The 18679-nt window shown below is 67.1% G+C and carries 10 protein-coding genes and 1 pseudogene; 7 read left to right on the plus strand and 4 right to left on the minus strand.

Annotated features, from left to right (window positions below):
* Positions 1–38: 38 nt before the first annotated feature.
* Positions 39–389 carry a hypothetical protein gene (locus ACYVD1_RS12870; RefSeq protein ID WP_460771794.1) on the minus strand — a complete coding sequence of 117 codons (351 nt, stop codon included), beginning with the start codon at positions 387–389 and terminating at the stop codon, positions 39–41.
* Between the two features lie 105 nt (positions 390–494).
* On the minus strand, positions 495–1040 hold the full coding sequence (locus tag ACYVD1_RS12875; RefSeq protein ID WP_460771797.1) for an ATP-binding protein: 546 nt from the start codon (positions 1038–1040) through the stop codon (positions 495–497).
* Between the two features lie 217 nt (positions 1041–1257).
* Between ACYVD1_RS12875 and ACYVD1_RS12880 the strand changes: the two genes are divergently transcribed.
* Both ACYVD1_RS12880 and ACYVD1_RS12885 read left to right on the plus strand, forming a co-directional pair.
* Positions 1258–2115: a helix-turn-helix domain-containing protein gene (locus ACYVD1_RS12880; protein WP_460771801.1), complete on the plus strand. Its 858-nt coding sequence runs from the start codon at positions 1258–1260 to the stop codon at positions 2113–2115.
* On the plus strand, positions 2112–2339 hold the full coding sequence (locus ACYVD1_RS12885) for a DUF397 domain-containing protein (protein ID WP_460771803.1): 228 nt from the start codon (positions 2112–2114) through the stop codon (positions 2337–2339). The genes ACYVD1_RS12880 and ACYVD1_RS12885 overlap by 4 nt, the downstream gene beginning before the upstream one ends.
* A 54-nt stretch (positions 2340–2393) precedes the next feature.
* Here the strand turns inward: ACYVD1_RS12885 and ACYVD1_RS12890 are convergent, their stop codons facing one another.
* Positions 2394–6515 carry an Eco57I restriction-modification methylase domain-containing protein gene (locus tag ACYVD1_RS12890; protein ID WP_460771806.1) on the minus strand — a complete coding sequence of 1374 codons (4122 nt, stop codon included), beginning with the start codon at positions 6513–6515 and terminating at the stop codon, positions 2394–2396.
* A gap of 183 nt (positions 6516–6698) precedes the next feature.
* Here ACYVD1_RS12890 and ACYVD1_RS12895 point away from each other — a divergent pair.
* Together ACYVD1_RS12895 and ACYVD1_RS12900 are read left to right on the plus strand one after the other, a co-directional pair.
* A pseudogene (locus ACYVD1_RS12895) lies at positions 6699–6965 on the plus strand (type IV toxin-antitoxin system AbiEi family antitoxin domain-containing protein); the annotation flags it as partial.
* A gap of 174 nt (positions 6966–7139) precedes the next feature.
* Positions 7140–7751 (plus strand): hypothetical protein, encoded by a 612-nt coding sequence (locus tag ACYVD1_RS12900; protein ID WP_460771882.1) that lies wholly within the window; start codon positions 7140–7142, stop codon positions 7749–7751.
* A 120-nt stretch (positions 7752–7871) separates the two neighbouring features.
* On the opposite strand, the gene drmD is transcribed toward ACYVD1_RS12900, so the two are convergent.
* Entirely contained in the window at positions 7872–11153 is a 3282-nt protein-coding gene (gene drmD, locus ACYVD1_RS12905; protein ID WP_460771879.1) for a DISARM system SNF2-like helicase DrmD, read from the minus strand.
* A 272-nt stretch (positions 11154–11425) separates the two neighbouring features.
* On the opposite strand from drmD, the gene ACYVD1_RS12910 reads away from it, so the two are divergent.
* From ACYVD1_RS12910 to ACYVD1_RS12920, 3 genes are all read left to right on the plus strand, one after another.
* Complete coding sequence (locus ACYVD1_RS12910; RefSeq protein ID WP_460771808.1) at positions 11426–13561, plus strand: UvrD-helicase domain-containing protein; 2136 nt, start codon at positions 11426–11428, stop codon at positions 13559–13561.
* 37 nt (positions 13562–13598) lie between these two features.
* The gene (locus ACYVD1_RS12915; protein WP_460771810.1) at positions 13599–16055 is read left to right on the plus strand and encodes a DUF262 domain-containing protein; all 2457 of its coding nucleotides are present in this window, start codon (positions 13599–13601) and stop codon (positions 16053–16055) included.
* Between the two features lie 560 nt (positions 16056–16615).
* Complete coding sequence (locus ACYVD1_RS12920; RefSeq protein WP_460771813.1) at positions 16616–18433, plus strand: BCCT family transporter; 1818 nt, start codon at positions 16616–16618, stop codon at positions 18431–18433.
* Positions 18434–18679 lie beyond the last annotated feature (246 nt).

Below are 18679 nucleotides of genomic sequence, written 5' to 3' on the forward strand. Positions count from 1 at the left end.
GTAGCAAGATCACGCATCCGTGAACGCTGTGGGTTCGGTCAGAAGCGGGGGTGGCTGACCTGGGCGTGCGCCCACAGGTGGGCGAGCAGGTCGTCCCAGTCCTTCGCCTCGTACAGGCCGCCGCGGGAGGCCACCCAGAACGACTGCGTGCTCTCCCCGAACCACACGATCTGGCGCGGGTAGCGGGCCTGGATCTGGGCGGCCTTCTGGTGTTCGAGGGCGAACTCGGCGCGGTGTCCGCCCAGGCGGGGCAGGTTCTGGGCGCGGCAGGACCGGCAGGTGCGGTGGGTGCAGGAGGCACAGGCCGGGCCGGGGACGCCCGGGGGCCGGAAGGGGTTGACCGGGCGGGAGCCCAGCGGGCGACGGGGAACGGGGATAGGATGCGTCATTGATCCTGCTTTCTTACATAGCCAAGCGTGGAATTCAGGGTTTGCGGGGCTCAGGAGACGTTGCAGCGTCTTCCTGAGCCCTCTCTCATGTGCGGAGAAGCTGGGTCAGAGCCGCGACCAGGGGTTGCCGTCCAGGTCCCGCGCGAGGAAGAACCAGACATTGCGTGCCTCCGGCAGCCCGTTGTCACCCCAGGTGGTCGCGAGGGCCTCGACCATCGCCAGCCCTCGCCCGGCCTCAGCGTCGGGGTTCAGCCCGTCCGGGTCGGGAGAGAGCTGGCCGAAGCCGATGGAAGCCAAACTCCCCTGGTCACGGCAGGTCAGGTGAAGCCCTTGGGTGGTGCGCCGGACCTGCAGCTCGTAGGAGTTCCCGGGCAGGCTGGAGCGGGAGTGCCGGATGGCGTTGGCGGCCAGCTCCGAGCCCAGCAGGGTGAAGAGGTACCGGTAGTCGTCGGGGCAGTCGGCCGCGCAGGTGTCCAGGAAAGCCCTGGTCAGGGGCATCAGGTCCGGGATGCCGGGGAAGCTGTAGTCCCGCTGCCGGAAGTGGGGGCGCTCCGTCCGTCCGGAGAAGTAGTGGGAGTGGTACGGCTGGATGAAGCTGGACAGGGGGACGGTGACCTCGCTTCGAGCGAGCTCAGACGCGAATCCGGGCATGACGAACACACTCCTTGGCATGAGAAGACACAAAAGGGGTGAAAACGGACGCCCGTTGGAAGATTCATGATTCCCATGACGCACGGAACGGGCTGCGCGTAGCGTTCAGCTCAAGCATCCATCAGTGAGCATCCAGCTAGATTCCATCTTAGAATGGGAATCTCGTGAGTCAAGCCACTCTCACAAGACTCCCGTTTTATCCGTTTTGGAGCCTGCTTTGACCCAAAAGAGCCCGAACATCCGCCGACGCCGACTTGGCCACGTACTGCGTGGCCTGCGAGAAGGAGCTGGACTCACCCTGGAAGCCGCTGCAAAGGGTGCGGGAGTACCTCGCTCCACCCTGGGCAGGATGGAGACCGCCGAGGCACGCCGCCTGCGCCACACAGACCTGAACGCCCTCGCCGACTACTACGAGGTCGATCCCGAGACTCGGGAAGGCATGCACGGGCTGGCTCGCGAGGCGAAGGAACGCGGCTGGTGGTCCAAGTACAAGGACGTCTTCGGCGAAAGGGCCCTTCCAGACTGGGAGGCCGAAGCTACGGTCATTCGCACGTTCCAGCCACAGCTCATCCCTGGGCTCTTTCAGACTCCGAGCTATGCTGCTGCAATCTTCCGAGGTGGCCGAGCCACGGCAGACGAGAACATCGCGCGTTTGGTCGAAGCGCGGGTGAGCCGTCAACAAATCCTCAACCGGGTCCACCCGCCTCGAATGACGGCGGTGATCGACGAGGCTGCGCTCCACCGCCTCGTAGGTGGTCGCGAGGTGATGAAAGAGCAGCTAGAGCACCTGGGACACCTCGCTGTTCGACACAACATTGATGTCCAAGTACTGCCCTATGCAGCTGGCGAACACCTGGGGATGGAGGGAGCCTTTACCATCTTGGAGTTCCCTGAGCCCAAGGACACGCCCATCGTGTACGTCGGGACAGCCACCACGGGCTTGCTCCTGGAAAGTCCCGAGGAGCTTGACGCGTATAACGTTGCCTTCAGCAACATCCAGGGAGTGGCACTGTCCACCTCCCTGTCTGCCAAGTTCATCGACGATGCCGTCACAGCACTGGAGAAGCAGACATGAGTCACCGGCTTGAGTTCCGGAAGAGCAGCTACAGCGGCCGGGACCAGGACTGCGTCGAGGTTGCCCAGATCCCCACCACTTTCCGAAAGAGCAGCCGCAGCGCCATCGAGATCGGCTCCCTCCCTCACGGAGCCGCTATACGAGACTCGAAGCACCCCGATGCTGGTCACCTGCCCTTCCCCTCCGGCGAGTGGTCCACTTTCCTCACCACCGCACTCAAGTAGCTCATCACTCGAAGCCTGGCCCGGGAGTACTACCCCGCGCCAGGCTTCGGCTACTCAAAAGAGGCTGCCTTCCGGTGGGAAGAGGCCATCCGGCATCGTTGGCGCGGTGGCCTTCTTTGCCACCGCCTTCTTCCGGGACTTCTTCTTCGGCGGCCAGATGGCCTTACGCACTTCTTCCGCGTGCCGGTCGAGGTTCAGCTGAAGTAGTCGATCGAGGATCTCCACGCGAGCGGTCGAACTTACCGTCCAACGCACGCCTTGCTCGGTCTCATGGTGGCCATGCTGTAGCTCAAGATCGCCCCAGTCGTACGCTTCCTTGACCGCTTCATCGATCTCAACATGGATCTCGCGGAGCCGGTCGACGTCCGCATCACCCTGGAACTCGGGGTCGTGCACCAGGTTGTAGAGCTTAGTCAGACCAAGTCCTCGACGCAGCATGATCTCGCGACGTTCCTGCTCAAGAAGCCCCCCGGCCGTGGCTACGCTTCCTGTCTTTGAAGGCATGGGGAACGTTTCGAAGCAATCCGAAGGAGCGTAACGAAGATCCCCCTTCATACTGGAGGATCGAGCGACAGCCCAAACATAGTGGTGGGTGCTTGCCAGGAGCGCAAAATAATCGAGGGATGATCGAGCGAAGACCACAACCTGCTCGCTCATAACCATACCAGAATCGACAAAGACAGGCTGGGCCGTCTTGCTAACACGAGCGATCACCAGGACACGCTCCAGGCCACTAATAGCCCCATACATTTCAGGAGTGGGACGAGTGAACTGCCACCAAATCTCTCGACGTTGCCAGTTGCTGTTTTTAGCACGCTTCGGCTTAACGTCCTGCTCAACGATATCGAATGGCTCTGGATACCCCCTGGCCTCGTCCTCCGACATTGTCCCGAAGTTGATGACCCATCGACTAGGAGAGCAATCCGGCCTGGAGTTGAGATCCTTTCCGATTAGGTACGGGAACAGTACCTCCCGGTTTTTGGGGTTCTTCCGGATCAGCCCCTGAGCCTGCTCCGGTTCCAGGACGAAACCCTCACCCAGCACATACGAACCAATAAAAGACTGCTCCGCGTTGGCGACCAAACGCCAAGGGTTACCCGACACCCGGGACTTCGGATCGAGCGACGGCGTGATCCCCCGAACCGGCGTATCGCTCAAGAAAGCCTGCTCGTGGTCTCCACCATGACCAGCCCACACCAACGACACGTGCACGTTCGCGCTGCCCGGCCACCTCTGGCTCTTCACCGCCCGGTAGACCCGCCAGCCGTCCCGATCCACCACCTGGTCGAGCCCGACCTCACGCGTATCGCCCTGCGCGATGGTATTGGTCGCGATGATCCCGGTCCGGCCCTTGGGCGCGAGGTCCAGGTTCCGCAGCAGGAAGTACGAGCACAGGTCCGCGCTCCCCCTCCGCCCATTGGCGACATCTACCACCAGGTATTCACGGACATCGCGTCCGATATTCCCGGTCAGTCTCTGCCCGCCAATGAACGGCGGATTCCCCACCACCGCATCAAACCCACCACTCCCCATCACCTCGGGGAATTCAATGGCCCAGTGCATCGGCCGGATCGGCTGGTCCCGCTCGCCCCGCAACCAGTCGCGGATCTTGGAACGAGCCGCCTCTTCCTTCAAGAAGTCGTACGTGCTCTCGTCCAGCAGCTCCAGGAATTCATCCGACAGGAGAGTCAGCAGCCGGTTATAAGCATCCTGCCAGTTGAGCTTCTTGTCTTCCGCGTCCTGGAGTTTCTTCTCGTAATCCTCCAGGTCGAGTTCGGCGTACCGCTCCGCCGCCAAGGCCGCCGCGACCACGCCGTCGCATGCCAAGCGCAGCTGGGTCAGGCGTGCATCGGCCTCAGCGTTCAACTTGGCCTTGCGCTGCACGTCCTCCGGGTCGTTCACCGGGGGCAGTGACTCGATCTCCCGCCTCAACTCGGTGACTTCGCCCAGCACCCTGCCGATGTACTCCTCCACGTCACCGGAGAGCCGAGCGTTGATCGCACGTCCTTCCTCAGGGTCGGTGTGGAAAGCGCGCACCTGTTCCTCGTTCACCAACCCGACCAGTGAATCCCCGCTCTTCAGCGCGTGGTCGAGGAAGCTGAACGGCTTGTCCCTGGCCAGGGTCTCCAGCCACAGCGACAGCTTCGCCAGCTCCACCGCCATGTCGTCGCGGTCCACCCCGTAGACGCAGGACGCCGCCACCCGGCGCTTGGCGTACAACCGCACGTCTTCCAGGTCGGCGGACGCGCCTGCTTCGCCAGCGTCTCCTACACCTTCACCGGCGCCTTCTTCCGCTTCCCCGCCGTCCCGGCGGAGCTCCTCCGGAAGACCGTCCCGTTCCCAGGCCTCGACCACCCTCTCCCCCAGGTACCGGGTGGCCGCAACGAGGAACGCCCCGCTACCGGCAGCGGGGTCCACGACCTTGAGCTTCAGCAGCTCTTCCGCGGGTTTGACCCGCCACTGCGCCTCCGGTGCGCCCTCCGCCGGCCCCGGCCGGTAGACCAGCGGCTCCAGGGAGTAGCGCACCACTTTCTCCGCCAGTTCACGCGGGGTGTAGTGCGTCCCGGTCTTCCTGCGCTCCCCCACCCGGGTGAAGACCACCGACCGGTCCGGGAACACCGTCGGGTCATCGCGCAGGTCGGTCCGCAGCAGCCCCCAGAACGGAAGCGTCCGCTCGGTCAGCTCCGCGTCGCTGTCCCACGCCGAGTGCAGCCGCGACCGCTCCTCCGGACCGGGCTCCGCAGCCAGCATCTTCTTCAGCTGGGTCCGTGTCGCCTTGGTCTCCTCCTGCAACCAGGCGAGGAAGGCCTCCTCCCCCTCCGAGTAGACCTCCTCCACCCGCTCCAACGGCAGCTCGGGCTCCAGCTTGCCGCGCAGCCCCAGGTACGGCCCGTGGGTCTTGCGGACTGAGAACTCCAGAAGGCCCTCGTACACGTGGCCGATGTCCTCCACCCCCAGACCCCGGTAGGAAATCCGGGTGGGGGTCCCCTTCTTGGTCTTCGGCTTGAGCATGACCAGCGCGTCGAGGACCTCGAACACCACCCGGTCGGCGATGGCGAAGCCCTCCAGCCACTCGTACGCCTGCGGGTCGAAGAGCGAACCCCCGTACGGCGGCAACCGCAGGTCCGGGTGCTCGGACCCCCGGTGGATTCCGTTGAACAGGGCGAGCAGCCGGGGCCAGGCGGCGGCCCGCCGGTCCACGACCTCCTCGCCCAGCTGGTCCCGGTCGGCGGTGAGCTGGTCGTGCAGGCGACTGACCGAGTAGTAGTCCGCGTACAGGTCGTCGGTCGGCAGCAGCCGCTGCTCCTCCGCGTACAGCAGGAACACCAACCGCATGAGGACGGTCAGCGCGCCCTTGTAGATCTCCCGTTCACCCACGTACTCCAGGAACCGCCCGCTGGACTCCCGGTCCAGCCGCGCGATGTCGGCGACCAGCAGCTCCACCGCGTCCAGAACCTGGCCGCCCAGGTCCTCGGTGAGGTCGCTCTGCTTGTCGAGGGTCCGCTCGAACAGGGCCGCCGCGGCGTTGGTGAGCTCGCCACCCCTGTCCAGGGCGGGCAGCCGCACCCGCTGGCCCTCCAGCAGCGCCGCGAACGCCTGGAGCAGCAGGGGTTCCTCACCCCACAGGTCGGCGTCGAACACCCCCACCGAGGTGGGCTTGCCGGGCAGCGCGTGCACCAGCGCCCAGAACTGGCCGTCGGTGACCAGCGCCAGCGGAACCTCAGACTCTCGGCAGCGGGCCGCGGCAGTCTCCACCGGGGAGGGCCGGCCGCGCTGGGAGCGGGCGGGCTCGGTGCCCAGAGGCAGCCGGTAGAAGTGCAGGCGTTCCGCACGCCCGCCCGGGGCGGGCCCGAAGAGCGCGAACTCGGGGGCCATGCGCGTGCCCTCCACCGCCGGCTGCGCGCGCTGGCTTTCGTCCCATCCGAGGAGCTCTCCGAGCACCAGCTCGATCCACCCGGGCACCAGGGCGCCGGTGCGCTCCCGGTCGAGCTCGTGCCACCCCTGCCGCAGGGTGCGGCGCACCTCGGTGTCGAGCGCGGGCAGGCCGTCGGGGAAGGCTTCGAGCAGGACCTCCGAGGACAGGAAGGGCCCGTCGGGCGAGAGGAGTCCCAGCCACTCGGTGTGCTGTTCGGCGGGGCGGATCGAGGGCGCGCGACGTCGGCGGGGTCCAGGCATGCCTAGAGATTATCGGCCGGGTCCAGACTCTCTCCCTCCTTCTCCCCGTGATCTTGCTACCAGAGGCAAGCTTGAAGCCGAACTTGCCTCTGGTAGCAAGATCACGGGGAGGACCGAGCAGGGTTATCCACAGCCTGGAAAATGAGCCTCGCTTTAGCAGCGGAACCATCTCACGCTGAAGGCATGAGCCCTTCCGAATCTCAGCGAGGCCATTCCACCTCGCGGCAGGACAGTCGCTCCGTTTCGGGACACCCTGCTACTGCTGCTCAACCGCGGCACACCAGAGCATGCTCAGCCACGCGCGGCACCCGTACTGTGCCCAGCGCCGCACTCGCTATCGCGGCCCGGCAACACGGGGTGCTCAGCTGGGAACAGGCCCATCATGCCGGTGTCACCAAGAGCGATGCCCGTCGTCTCATCCGCAATGGTGAGTGGGGGCGTCCTCACACCGGTGTCTACTCCGTACGGTCCTTGACCGTCTCCTCCAGCTCAGACACGCACCTTCGCTCCGCGACCATGGCCGCCCAGCTGGCGCTCGGCCCAAACTCCTTCGCTGGTGGTGAGACTGCAGTACGTCTGTGGGGAATGCAGGGTCTTCCGCGATGGGACGGTCGAACCGTTCACATGGTGATCCCCGCACTCGGAGCTCAGCGCCACCACTACCGCATCACCCTGCACAGCTGGCAGGTGCGCCCCAACGAGATCTCCACTGTGTCGGGCATCCGCTTGACCGATCCCGGCAGGACTCTGCGCGACACATTGCTTCGAGTGGATCGAGAAACCGCTGTCTGCCTCATGGACTCCGCGCTGCACCAAGGACTCATCCTCGAAGAGGAGATCGAGGAGCTGGAGCTGGCTAATCGAGGGCGCAAGGGATGTGTGAAGGTGCGTCGCTGGTGGCCCCTGGCCGATGGGCACTCCGCGAGCCCCCTGGAGACCCGTGTACGCCTGACCTGTGTGGACGGTGGAATACCTCCCACAAGCCTGCAGCATCGCTTTCGAGATGGACATGGACGAACCATCGGGATCGCCGACTTCTGGTGGGAGGAGCTCCAGCTCATCGGTGAAGCGGACGGGCTCGGTCCGCACAGCCTGCCTCAGGCACTGCTCAGGGACCGGGAGCGGCAGAACGCCCTCCAACGCTGGCATCCGGGTGTGCGTATCGTCCGCTTCACCTGGGAGGACCTGAAACGTCCCCAGTACATTCTCGCTTCCATCGCCCGCGCGCGGGAATGAACCTCACCCACCCCGTGATCTTGCTACCAGAGGCGAAATCGGCGCTGTTTTAGCTGCTGGTAGCAAGATCACGTATGGAAGCGCGGCTGTCCCGCGCGCCTCTACTCAGGCCTACTCAGGTCACCCCTTCACTGAAGCCGGAACCAGGAACGTGACCGCCACCGGGAACCAGCGCGCCCTGCGGTCGGCGTAACGGTGCCGCAGGGCCGCCTGCTCCTGGACCTTGCGCTCGGGAAGCTCTTCCAGGCGGGCCTGCAAGGCCTCGCGGTCCTGCCGGAGCTGGTCCTGTTCACGCACCTCGAACAGGCTGGCCTGCTCCCAGTGCGGGGTGTCGTCCAGCGCCGCCTCGATCCCCTCCGCCAGTTCGTCGAGGACCAGGCCGATCGCGTCGACCTCCTCCCCGCACTTGCGGTCCAGGTCCCGCTGTACCGCCTTGAACCGCTGGTTGGCGCGCTGTTGCAGGGCGCCGCCGACCGCCTTGTCCAGCGAAGGCCACATCTCGGCCAGCCGTTCCCGGACCGGTTCGGGGGCCAGGCGATCGGTGGCCACCGCCATCCAGCGGTCGATGTCCTCCTCCTTCGCCCGCACGAACGAGCCCCGCTCGAGTCGGCCGCCCGCGAGCAGCACCTCCTCGTGCAGCCGCGTGCCCTCCGCGCCGGTGATCACCACCCTGCCGTGCGCGACGACCGCCGGCACCCGCAGTACGTCGGACTCCACCACCCGCGCGGTGACCCGGCTCAGCCTCGACCCTTGCGACCACAGCTCCTCGCGCAGCAGGGTCAGGCACAGGTCCACCAAGCGGTGCTTGAGGTGCAGAAGCACCAGGTCGTTGCGGCCCACCACCGCGTCCGGGTCGAAGGTCACCAGCCGCTCCACCCCGGTGACCGGATGCGCCAGACCGGCGTTGCGGGCGCTCGCCCACGCCCCGGCCAGTTCCGGGAGCCGGAAACAGCGCGCGGTGACACCTTCGGGCGCTTCGGCGTCGATGAGGTCCTTGCGGTGGGCCAGTTCCAGGCCGGTGCGGACCACCAGCTCCAGGGTGTCGGGGGTGAGGTCGAGGCGGTCACGGCTCCCCTCGAGCGTGGCCGCCAACTCCTCCACCCTGCGGTTGAGCTCCCGCTGAGTGCTGAGACGGGCCACCCCCGCGCGGGAGACGATCTCGCTGTCTGCCTCGGCCCACTCCGCCCGTCGGCCCAGCATCTTCTCCTCGACCTGGTGAGCGATGACGTCACCGGCGCTGCCCAGGTCCTCGCGGATGCGGTCCACCTTCTCCACCGCGGTCCGCAGGAACCCGAGCTCGTCCTCCAGCGAACCCGGCTCAGCCGCCTCCCACCCCTTGGGGACGAAGTGGGTGACCTCCACCCGGTCCGCCCTCTGGCCGTGGCGGTCCACCCGGCCGTTGCGCTGTTCGAGCCGGTTGGGGTTCCAGGGGATCTCCCAGTGCAGGATCCGGTGGCAGTACCGCTGGAGGTTGATGCCCTCGCTGGCGGAGTCGGTGGCCACGAGGATGCGGACCTTGTCGAGGTCGGGACGGTCGGTGAAGACGTTCTTGACCCGCTCGCGCTCCTCCGGGTCCTGGCCCCCGTACAGCTGGGCCAGCCGCTCCCCGCCCTTGCCGCCGTACCCGGCGCCGATGAGCCGCTCGCGCAACCATCGCTGGGTGTCGCGGTACTCGGTGAAGATGATGACCCGCTCGTCGGTCCAGTCCGCTTGGTCTCCTGGTCCGCTGGAGCCCGATACGCCGGGGCCGCCCGGACCTATCGGTTCTCCGTCGACACCGGGGTGGAAGAGGACCGGGTCGAGCCAGGAGCGCAGGGCCGCGAACCGGGCGTCCGAACGCCCCTGGGCCGTCTGGGCCCAGGACCGCAGGTCGACGAGCAGGCCGCGTTCGTGTCCGGTGAGGCCGGGGGCGCCGCGGCTCACCGTGCCGAACACCTCGGCCTCGGCCTCCTGGTACTCCTCCTCGTGTTCGGACGTGGCCGTCAGGCGTTCCTGGAGAACCGGCAGGACGTCCTGGGCGGGGGCCTGCTGCTCGGAAGTACCGGAACCCTCGTCCGCCGCTTCCTTGGCATCCATGGTGGCCAAGTGCGTGGCGACAGTGCGGGCGAAGGCCTGCGGAGAGGAGAACAGGCGCTTCTTCAACAGGGTGGTGACGAAGTCGACCGTGTGCCGACCGCCCCTCCCGACCCGACGGCGGCGGCTGTCGGCGTACTCCACCAGGGTTCGGTGCGCCTCGCGCTCGGCCTCGGAATAGTCCACTTCGGCGTAGCCGAGCACCCGTGCGGGAAAGCGTGCACTGCCGTCCCAGCGCTTGGGCAGGTCACGCTTGAGGCGGCGGACCATGGCCCGGTCGAGCTGTTCGTCGGAGGGCCTGACCCCGCGGGCGAAACGCTGGTCGTCCAACAGCTCCAGGAGGGCGGAGAACGACTCGGGGTAGCCGTTGTGCGGGGTGGCCGACAGGAACAGCCTGTGTTCGCAGTGGGGCGCCAACTCCCGGATCGCCTTGGTGCGCAGCGAGTCCACCGCGTACTTCCCGCTGCCCGCGGGGGCCACGTTGTGCGCCTCGTCCACCACCAGCAGGTCGACGGTACGCGGATAGCGGGGGCTGGTGGGCAGGATCTCGCGCAGCATCCGGCGGGGGCGTTCGCGCTTGAGCCAGTCGATGCTGACGATCAGGCGGGGGTAGTGGGTCCAGGGGTTGGCGTACAGGCCGCGTTCCCGGCGGAGGCGGCGGACCAGGTCCGCATCGACCACCCGGAAGCCGAGCCCGAACTTGTCGCGCATCTCGTCGCGCCACTGGGTGGTCAGCCCGGCCGGGCACACGATGAGCATGGTCCGGGCGCGGTGGCGCAGCTGGAGCTCCTGCATGACCAGCCCCGCCTCGATGGTCTTGCCCAGACCGACGTCATCGGCGATGAGCAGGTTGGTGCGGGGCATCGACAGGGCACGCACCACCGGTTCGAGCTGGTAGTCCTCGATCTCGATCCCCGAGCGGAAGGGGGCCTGCAGGGAGGTGGAGTCGGCGGAGGTGATCGCGCCCCAGCGGACGGCGTGCAGGAAGGCGTCCAAGCGGACCGGGTCGTCGAAGCCGAGGGCGGGCGCGGGCAGGTCCCTGCCCTCATGGATCCGGGTGCCCACCTCCAGCTCCCACAGGACCTCGATCCGGTCCGTGGAGGCGTCGTCGCCGATGCTCACCAGGGACACCATGTGCTGGGGCCTGCCGGTGACCCGGCTGAGGTCGCTGGAGACGATCCGGGAGGCGCGCACGTCGGACACCACCCACTGGCGGTTGCGGACGGTGACCAGTTGCCCCGTGTCGGGGGCCGGGGTGCCGCCCTCGTCGACCGCGTCCTCGGAGTGGGGGCCGAGAACCTCGATGTCCACCGCGCCCTGGGGAGTCATACGCACGCCGCCCTTCGTTGAGTGTGCCTCCGTCATACCAGGGGGCGGTGTCAGTGGCGGCACCTACGGTGCGGCTCGCATTCCCCTCTGCGCCCCAACGACAACCCGCGAACCCCTCGCCCCTGACCGATGTCGGCCACGCGGTGACAGATCGGTACCGGGTATCGAAAAGCCCGCCCCCAGCGGGCTTCCGATCCCTATGCTGGTTCGGCAGGACCCTGTTCGCCCCTCCCCTGGACACCTCCCACACCCCCTGTCCCGGAAAGGCTCCCGTGCCCCAGCTCGCGATTGCCAAGGACTTCCTCGCCACCCACGCGGCCCTCGACAAGAAGGTGCAGAAACTCGTCCAGGACGCCGTGGACAAGTTCGCCGACACCTACTTCGCCGGTGGCCACCTGGAGAAGATCACCGACAGCCGGGACCCCCGGTGGCGGACGCTGCGCATCAACCAGGGGTACCGCGGCGTCGTCCTCGCACCTAAGTCAGGTGACGTGTTCGTCCTGGTGACCGTGCTCGCGCACACGGAGGCCTACCGGTACATCCGCAACCGGCGACCCTCCGTCAACCAGGTGCTGGGTGTCCTGGAGTTCCGGGACGAGGCCGCGCTCGACACCATGAGCACCGCGCTCGCGCCGGTGGCAGCGGCCTCGGCCGACACCTTGTTCCACAAGACCCCGGACAAGCACTTCGTCCAGCTGGGCATCGACGAGGACACCGTCCGCATCGCCAGACTGCTCCCCGACGAGAGCCATCTGGACGCGCTGGCGATCATGATGCCCAAGGCCCAGCACGACGCCCTGACCGCGCTGGCCTCGGGGATGTCCCCGGACGAGGTGTGGACCCTGCTCAGCCGTGAGCTCGTCGACGAGGCCGCCCCGCAGGAGGTCGACCCCGACGACCTGGTCTCGGCGATCCGGCGCAGCCCCGGCCAGGTGGTGTTCGTGGAGGGCCCCGAAGAACTCCGGGAACTGCTGGAGCACCCGTTCGACGTGTGGCGGACCTTCCTGCACCCGCGGCAGGAACGCATCGCGCGCCGGGACGGTTTCGCAGGGCCGGCCATGGTCACCGGGGGCGCCGGCACCGGCAAGACGGTGACCGCGCTGCACCGGGTGGCGCACCTGGCCGAACGGTACGCCCCCGACGGGCAACAGCTCGCCCTGGACACCGGCGAGGTCACGCCCGAGCAACCCGTCCTGTTCACCACCTTCACCACGACCCTGGACGCGGCGCTGCGCGCCCAGCTCGAACTGCTGGTGCGTGATGAGGACCGCCGGAAGCTGGTCGACGTGCGCAACCTGGACAAGGTGGCCCACCAGGTGGTGCGACAAGTGCACGGCAAGCTCGACTTCCCGAAGACACCTGCCCTCACCGCTCTGTGGGACCGTCACGCCGAAGGTTCGGACGTGGCCGGACGGTTCCTGCTGGAGGAGTGGGAGCACGTGATCCTCGCCCAGGATCTGCGCACCGAACGCGACTACCTCCAGGCCCGGCGGCACGGGCGCGGACGCTCCGGGCGCATGGGCGCCGAACAGAAGCGCCGGGTGTGGCGATCGGTGCTGGCCGCCACCGAGGAGATGCGCGCCCACGGCCAGTGGACCTTCACGTGGCTGGCCGCGGAGGCCGCCGACATCCTCAACCGCACGGGGAAACGCCCCTACCGGCATGTGGTGGTGGACGAGTCGCAGGACCTGCACCCGGCCAAGTGGCGTCTGGTGCGGGCCTTGGTCCCCGAGAGCAAGGACGACTTGTTCGTCGCGGGCGATCCGCACCAGCGCATCTACGACCACCGGGTGTCCATGGCGGCGGTCGGGATCAACGTGCGCGGCCGCAGCCACCGTCTGACCGTGAGCTACCGCAGCACCCAGGAGATCCTCTCCTGGGCGGTGCAGGTTCTCGGCACCGCGCCGGTGGAGGGGTTCGACGGGGTGCGTTCGCACCTGGCCGACTTCACCTCGCCCCTGCACGGCCGGACTCCGACCGTGCGTGCACACCCCTCCGAGCAGGCGGAGCTGGAGGCGCTCGCTGATGTGGTCTCCGAGTGGCTCGCCTCCGAGGTCGAGCCCGGGACGATCGCGGTAGCGGCCCGTACGGAGGCTCTGGCCAAGGAGGTCAGAACCGTATTGGAGACCGGGAGCATCGGCACCTGCGGCCTGGCTCAGGACTCCGGGGTCCGGGTGGGCACGATGCACTCGATGAAGGGCCTGGAGTTCCGCTGCGTGGCAGTGGTCGGCGCGGGGGCCGCCTACATGCCCCTGGAGTCCAAAGTCACGGACGTCTCGGAGGACCCGCTCGCACACGCACACGACCTGCAGCGCGAGCGGAACCTGCTGTTCGTCGCCTGCACGAGGGCCCGAGACACGCTGTACGTGTCGTACTCCGGTGAGCCCAGTCCCTTCCTTCCGAAATAAGCCCACTCCCTGACCGCCCGTCCGAGATTGCGGAGATATGCAGGCCAACGAAACCACCTTCCGGAACATGGTCGAGGGAACCAAGCAGTTCCAGGTGCCGCTGTACCAGCGCCCCTACTCGTGGGGGCGGGACGAGCTCGAGCGGCTCTGGGGCGACCTCACCGAACAGGTCGACCGTGCCGAGGACGCTCGCACGGCCCGGTCCGTCGGGCACTTCCTGGGTTCGGTGGTGCTGGCGCCCGGGTCGTCCTCGGCGAGCACGCTGACCCGCTGGCTGGTCATCGACGGCCAGCAGCGGCTCACGTCCCTCTCCATCGCGCTCGCGGCCATTCGCGACCGGCTGCGTGACGTGGAGGAGCTGGAGGAGGGCGACCCCAGCGGGGCGGACCGGATCAACGACGTCTACCTGGTGAACAAGTACAACAAGGGTGCTGACAAGTACCGGCTCGCGCCGACCCAGGCCGACCGGGCCGCCTTCCGGGCCATCGTCAACGGGCGCCCCGACGCGGGGGGCGACGACAGGGTCGGGTTCGCCTACAACTACTTCTCCCGCAAGGTCCAGCGCTACAGCGAGGACGCACTCCTGCGGATCGAGGAGATCATCGGGCACCGGCTCAGCTTGGTGGACATCCAGGCGGAGGCGGGAGACAACGTCTTCCGGATCTTCGAGTCCCTGAACAACACCGGTAAGGGACTCAGCCAGACCGACCTGTTGCGCAACTACGTCTTCATGCTCCTGCCCGAAACCGGCCAGGAGGTCTACGACGAGGTATGGCTGCCCATGCAGGAGGAGCTGGGTCCGGAGACCCTGGAGACCCTGGCCTGGCTCGACCTGGTACTGCGCGGGGACGAACGGGCCAAGCAGAGCGAGGTGTACCACGGGCAGAAGGAGCGCTTGGAGCAGGTATCCGAAGCCGGAGGTGAACGTGCCCTGCGCGACGAGGTGGAACACCTGTGGCGGCTGGGGCAGCTGCTGCAACGCGTCCTCGACCCCGTCTTCGAAAGCGACCCGGAGCTGGCCGAGGTCCTGGCTCGCCTCGAGTCCTGGGGGAACAAGATCTACCGGCCGCTCGCGCTGCACCTGATGGTGCTGCGCGACCAGGGGCACACCGACACGGAAGAGCTCATCCGGGCGTTGGGGTACGTGGAGAGCTTCCTGGTTCGCCGCATGATCGCAGGGGTGCCGTCCCAGGGGCTCAACCGGATCTTTATGTCCGCGCCCAAGGAGATCGCACCGGGCGGCTCGATCGCGGACTCCGTGCACCGCTACCTGTCGGATCCGCGTCGGCGCTGGCCGTCAGACAGGGCGATGCGCGAGGCCATGGCCCAGCGCAACTTCTACTGGTCGGGCCAGGCCCTGCAGCGAACCTTCGTCCTGCGCAGGTTGGAAGAAGGCTTCGAATCCCCCGAGCCGGTGGACTTCGGCAGGGCGAAGGTGAGCATCGAGCACGTCATGCCGCAGAGCATGACCGAAGAGTGGTACGAGGTCCTGCGCAAGCAGACCGACCCGGACGAGACCGAGATCGAACTGCACGGGCGCCTGCTGCACACTCTGGGCAACCTGACGCTGACCGCGCAGAACTCGAAGCTGTCCAACCACATGTTCGAGCGCAAGCAGAAGATCTTCCAGTCCAGCGGCCTCAGCATGAACCGTCAGATCGCGGACGCTCCCAGCTGGGGAAGGCCGGAGATCGAGGCGCGGGCGTCCCTGCTCGCCGACCACGCCCGCGCCCTGTGGCCAGCCCCCGCGGCCTCCGGAACCCAGGCGCCGGAAGAGATCGCCGAGGACCTCGCCCAGCAGCTCGAGAACGCACTCGCGATGCTGGCGTCCGACCGCTGGACCACCCACCGCGAGCTCGCGGTACTCGTCGGCGCCAAGACAGCGGCCGTGTCCCAGCACCTGTCCGCCAACTCGGGCACCACGCACGGAGACCGGGTATTTCCCGACACCCGGGCCGCCGAGGGGGCAGGGTCGGGGCATGAAGGATTCGTGCCGGCGGCTGCCCTGGCCGAGTGGGTGGGGCTCGAGGTGGACGAGATCGTCGAGCGGGAACGACGTTTCCACGCGCTCCTCTTGGAGAACCAGCCATCCGCCGTCGTGCGGGCGGCCCAGGCCCTGATCGACGAGTGCGTCGCCGCCGGTGGCGGTCTCGTCTGGGGAGGGGGGTCCGACACCAGCTGCTTCCTCCTCACCTGGGACGAGAGCGTGAGCCCCGAGTGGCGCTGGGCGCTCGTTCTCTACCCGGTGTCAGGGCGCGCTGAAGTGGTCTTCCAGCACTTGGCGCGCCGTCCCCCCTTCGACGATGTGGCTCTGCGCAAGGAGCTGCTGCACAGGTTCAACGCGGTTCCCGGCATCGACCTGCCCGAGGACTCTCTGAACCGGCGGCCCAGTTTCCCCCTCCAGGTCCTCGAGAACGATGGAGGACACCGGGTGCAGGAGGTGCTGTCGTGGTTCCGTGACCGCTGCCACGACTGGCTGGACCACCAGGTGTGATCCCGGACCGGTGCCGTGGTTCGACCGCACGATGGATCCTCCACCCGCTTTCGCGTCCGAGCGTCCCGAGACCGACGCTCCTCCGGATGCCGGTACCACCTCATCGGCACGTAACGGCACAGACCGGCGCGAGCGCTCGACCCACCCGCATCCGGACCGAGCAGCTCCGGTGCAGTGAGTCTCTTGTGCCATGAGTCTCCGGTGCACCGGTGAGGGTGCACCAAACCGGCCGACGGCGTGCACCCGGAGGGTGCACTGCCGGCGCCGGTGTTCACGAGCGCCAGCCGGAGGGCCCGAAGGCCCGAGGACCCGAGCGACCCGCCCCTGAATGATCAGGCCCCCTCAGGGGCGCCAGGGCACCAGCGCCGACAAGCCCGGGCTTGGGGCGGGGCGCCGTCGGGACATGCGGTTGGTGTCTGATAGTGAGGTTCTTGTTCAGCCGGTGGACGCTTGACCGGCGCCTTCTCCCATGCCCGGCGTCGGCCCTGACGGATCGCGGTCGGGGGAGCAGGAGACCACATCCGAATTCGATACCGATCAGATTCCGAGGAGGCGATGACGTGCTGACCCGTTTGCACGACGTCCTGCGACTGCGGACCTCGCCATCAATTTTCTTCGGTGCGGCCGCAGTGATCATTGCGTTCGTGCTTGTCACCGTCATATTCACTGAGCCGCTGGACGCGGTGGTCACCGTTGCCTCGGAATGGCTGTACACCAACCTGGGCTGGTTCTACATCTTCGGCCTCACGCTGTTCCTGGTCTTCCTGATCTATACCGCGGTCGGCCGGTTCGGTCGGGTGAAACTGGGCCCGGACGACGAACCCCCCGAGCACTCGGGCCCGGCTTGGTTCGCCATGCTCTTCGCCGCCGGCATCGGCAGCATCCTGCTGTTCTGGGGCGTGGCCGAACCCATCAGCCATTTCGGTGATCCGCCGCGAGGCCCCTCCCTGGGGGTGGAACCGGAGACGGCAGGCGCCGCCGCGGACGCGATGAGCTTCACCTTCTATCACTTCACCCTGCACACCTGGGCGATCTTCACGCTGCCGGCCCTGTGCTTCGCCTACTTCATCCACAAGCGCAACCTGCCTCCGCGGGTCAGCTCCATCTTCCAGCCGATCATCGGCGAGCGGATCCACGGGCCGATCGGCAAGTTCATCGACATCGTCGCCATCGTGGGCACGGTCTTCGGTATCGCGGTGTCCCTCGGGCTGGGGGCCCTACAGATCAACAGCGGGATCAACAGCTTGTTCGGCATCCCGGAGAGCGCCGTGTGGCAACTGGTCATCATCGGTGTCGTCGGGTCGGTCGCCATGATCTCCGTCGCGCTGGGCCTGGACCGCGGCATCAAGGTCCTGTCCAACGTGAACATCTGGACCGCCGTTGGCCTGTTGGTCTTCATTCTGCTGACGGGTTCCACGCTCTTCGTGCTCCAGGGCACCTTCGAGTCACTGGGCCGCTACTTGGTGAACCTGCCGGAGCTGGCCTTGTGGAACGACACTTTCGCCGATACCGGCTGGCAGACCAACTGGACGGTGTTCTACTGGGCTTGGACGATCAGCTGGTCACCGTTCGTGGGGATCTTCATCGCCCGGATCTCCAAGGGGCGTACCATCCGCGAGTTCGTCTCCGGCGTACTCCTCGTTCCGTCCGGCTTCTCGGTGCTGTGGTTCGGCATCATCGGCTTCTCCGCCTTCGACATCGAACTCAACCGTGATGGCGGACTGGTCGAGAGCGTCGTGGACCAGGGGGACATCCCTGGAGCGCTGTTCGCGTTCTTGGAGCACTTCCCCGCCACGACTTTCGTCTCCATGATCGCCATCCTCGTGGTGGTGGTCTTCTTCATCACCTCGGTGGACTCCGCGGCACTGGTGACGGACACGATGGCCAATGGCCATGAGGACTTCAACCCCTTGGGCCAGCGCATCTTCTGGGCGATCGCCATCGCCGTGGTCACCGCCACCCTCCTGGTGTTCTCCGGGACCGGCGGTCTGGAGGCGCTCGAGAAGATCATCGTCCTCGTCGGCCTGCCGTTCTTCGTGATGGGCTACTTCCAGATGTACGCGGTGAACCGGGCTCTGCGGGAAGACGCCGGAGAGCTGCCGGCCATGCGGACACGCAGGTGGAAGCAGGTCCTGCCGCCGGAAGAGTACGAGCGCCGCCAGGACGAGGACGAGCACGACACCTCGGCGGCCGTCGTTGAGCCCGAAGCCCTCGATGATCCTCCCGTGATGCGGGACCCCTACGTCGACCAGGAGAGGAAGTCCAAGGCGCACGGCACGCTGGCGGCGCGGACCGGCTCGTCGCGCCGGGCCGGTGCACGGCCGAAACGGCCGAAGAAGCCGCCCCGGGGAGACCAGGGCCCGGGAGGTTCTGAGTAGTCGGACGGTTCTGGTGATCCTCCGCGCGTTCGGGAGCACGCGGAGGATCGCCACTTCCGGTCCAGCGCCCTCCGGTGCACGGGCACCGGACGGGATCGGCGAGGACCTCGCATCCGTCTTGCCTTCCACGCGGATTCGGGCGGGCATCGTGTCTACGGCCAGCGCCCCCTGAACAGATGCGTCGATATAGAGGAGGAGAACGGAACCAGGCCGATACAGTGAGTGACACTACTGCTGCCGATCGGT

This window comes from Nocardiopsis nanhaiensis (genome assembly GCF_054778635.1).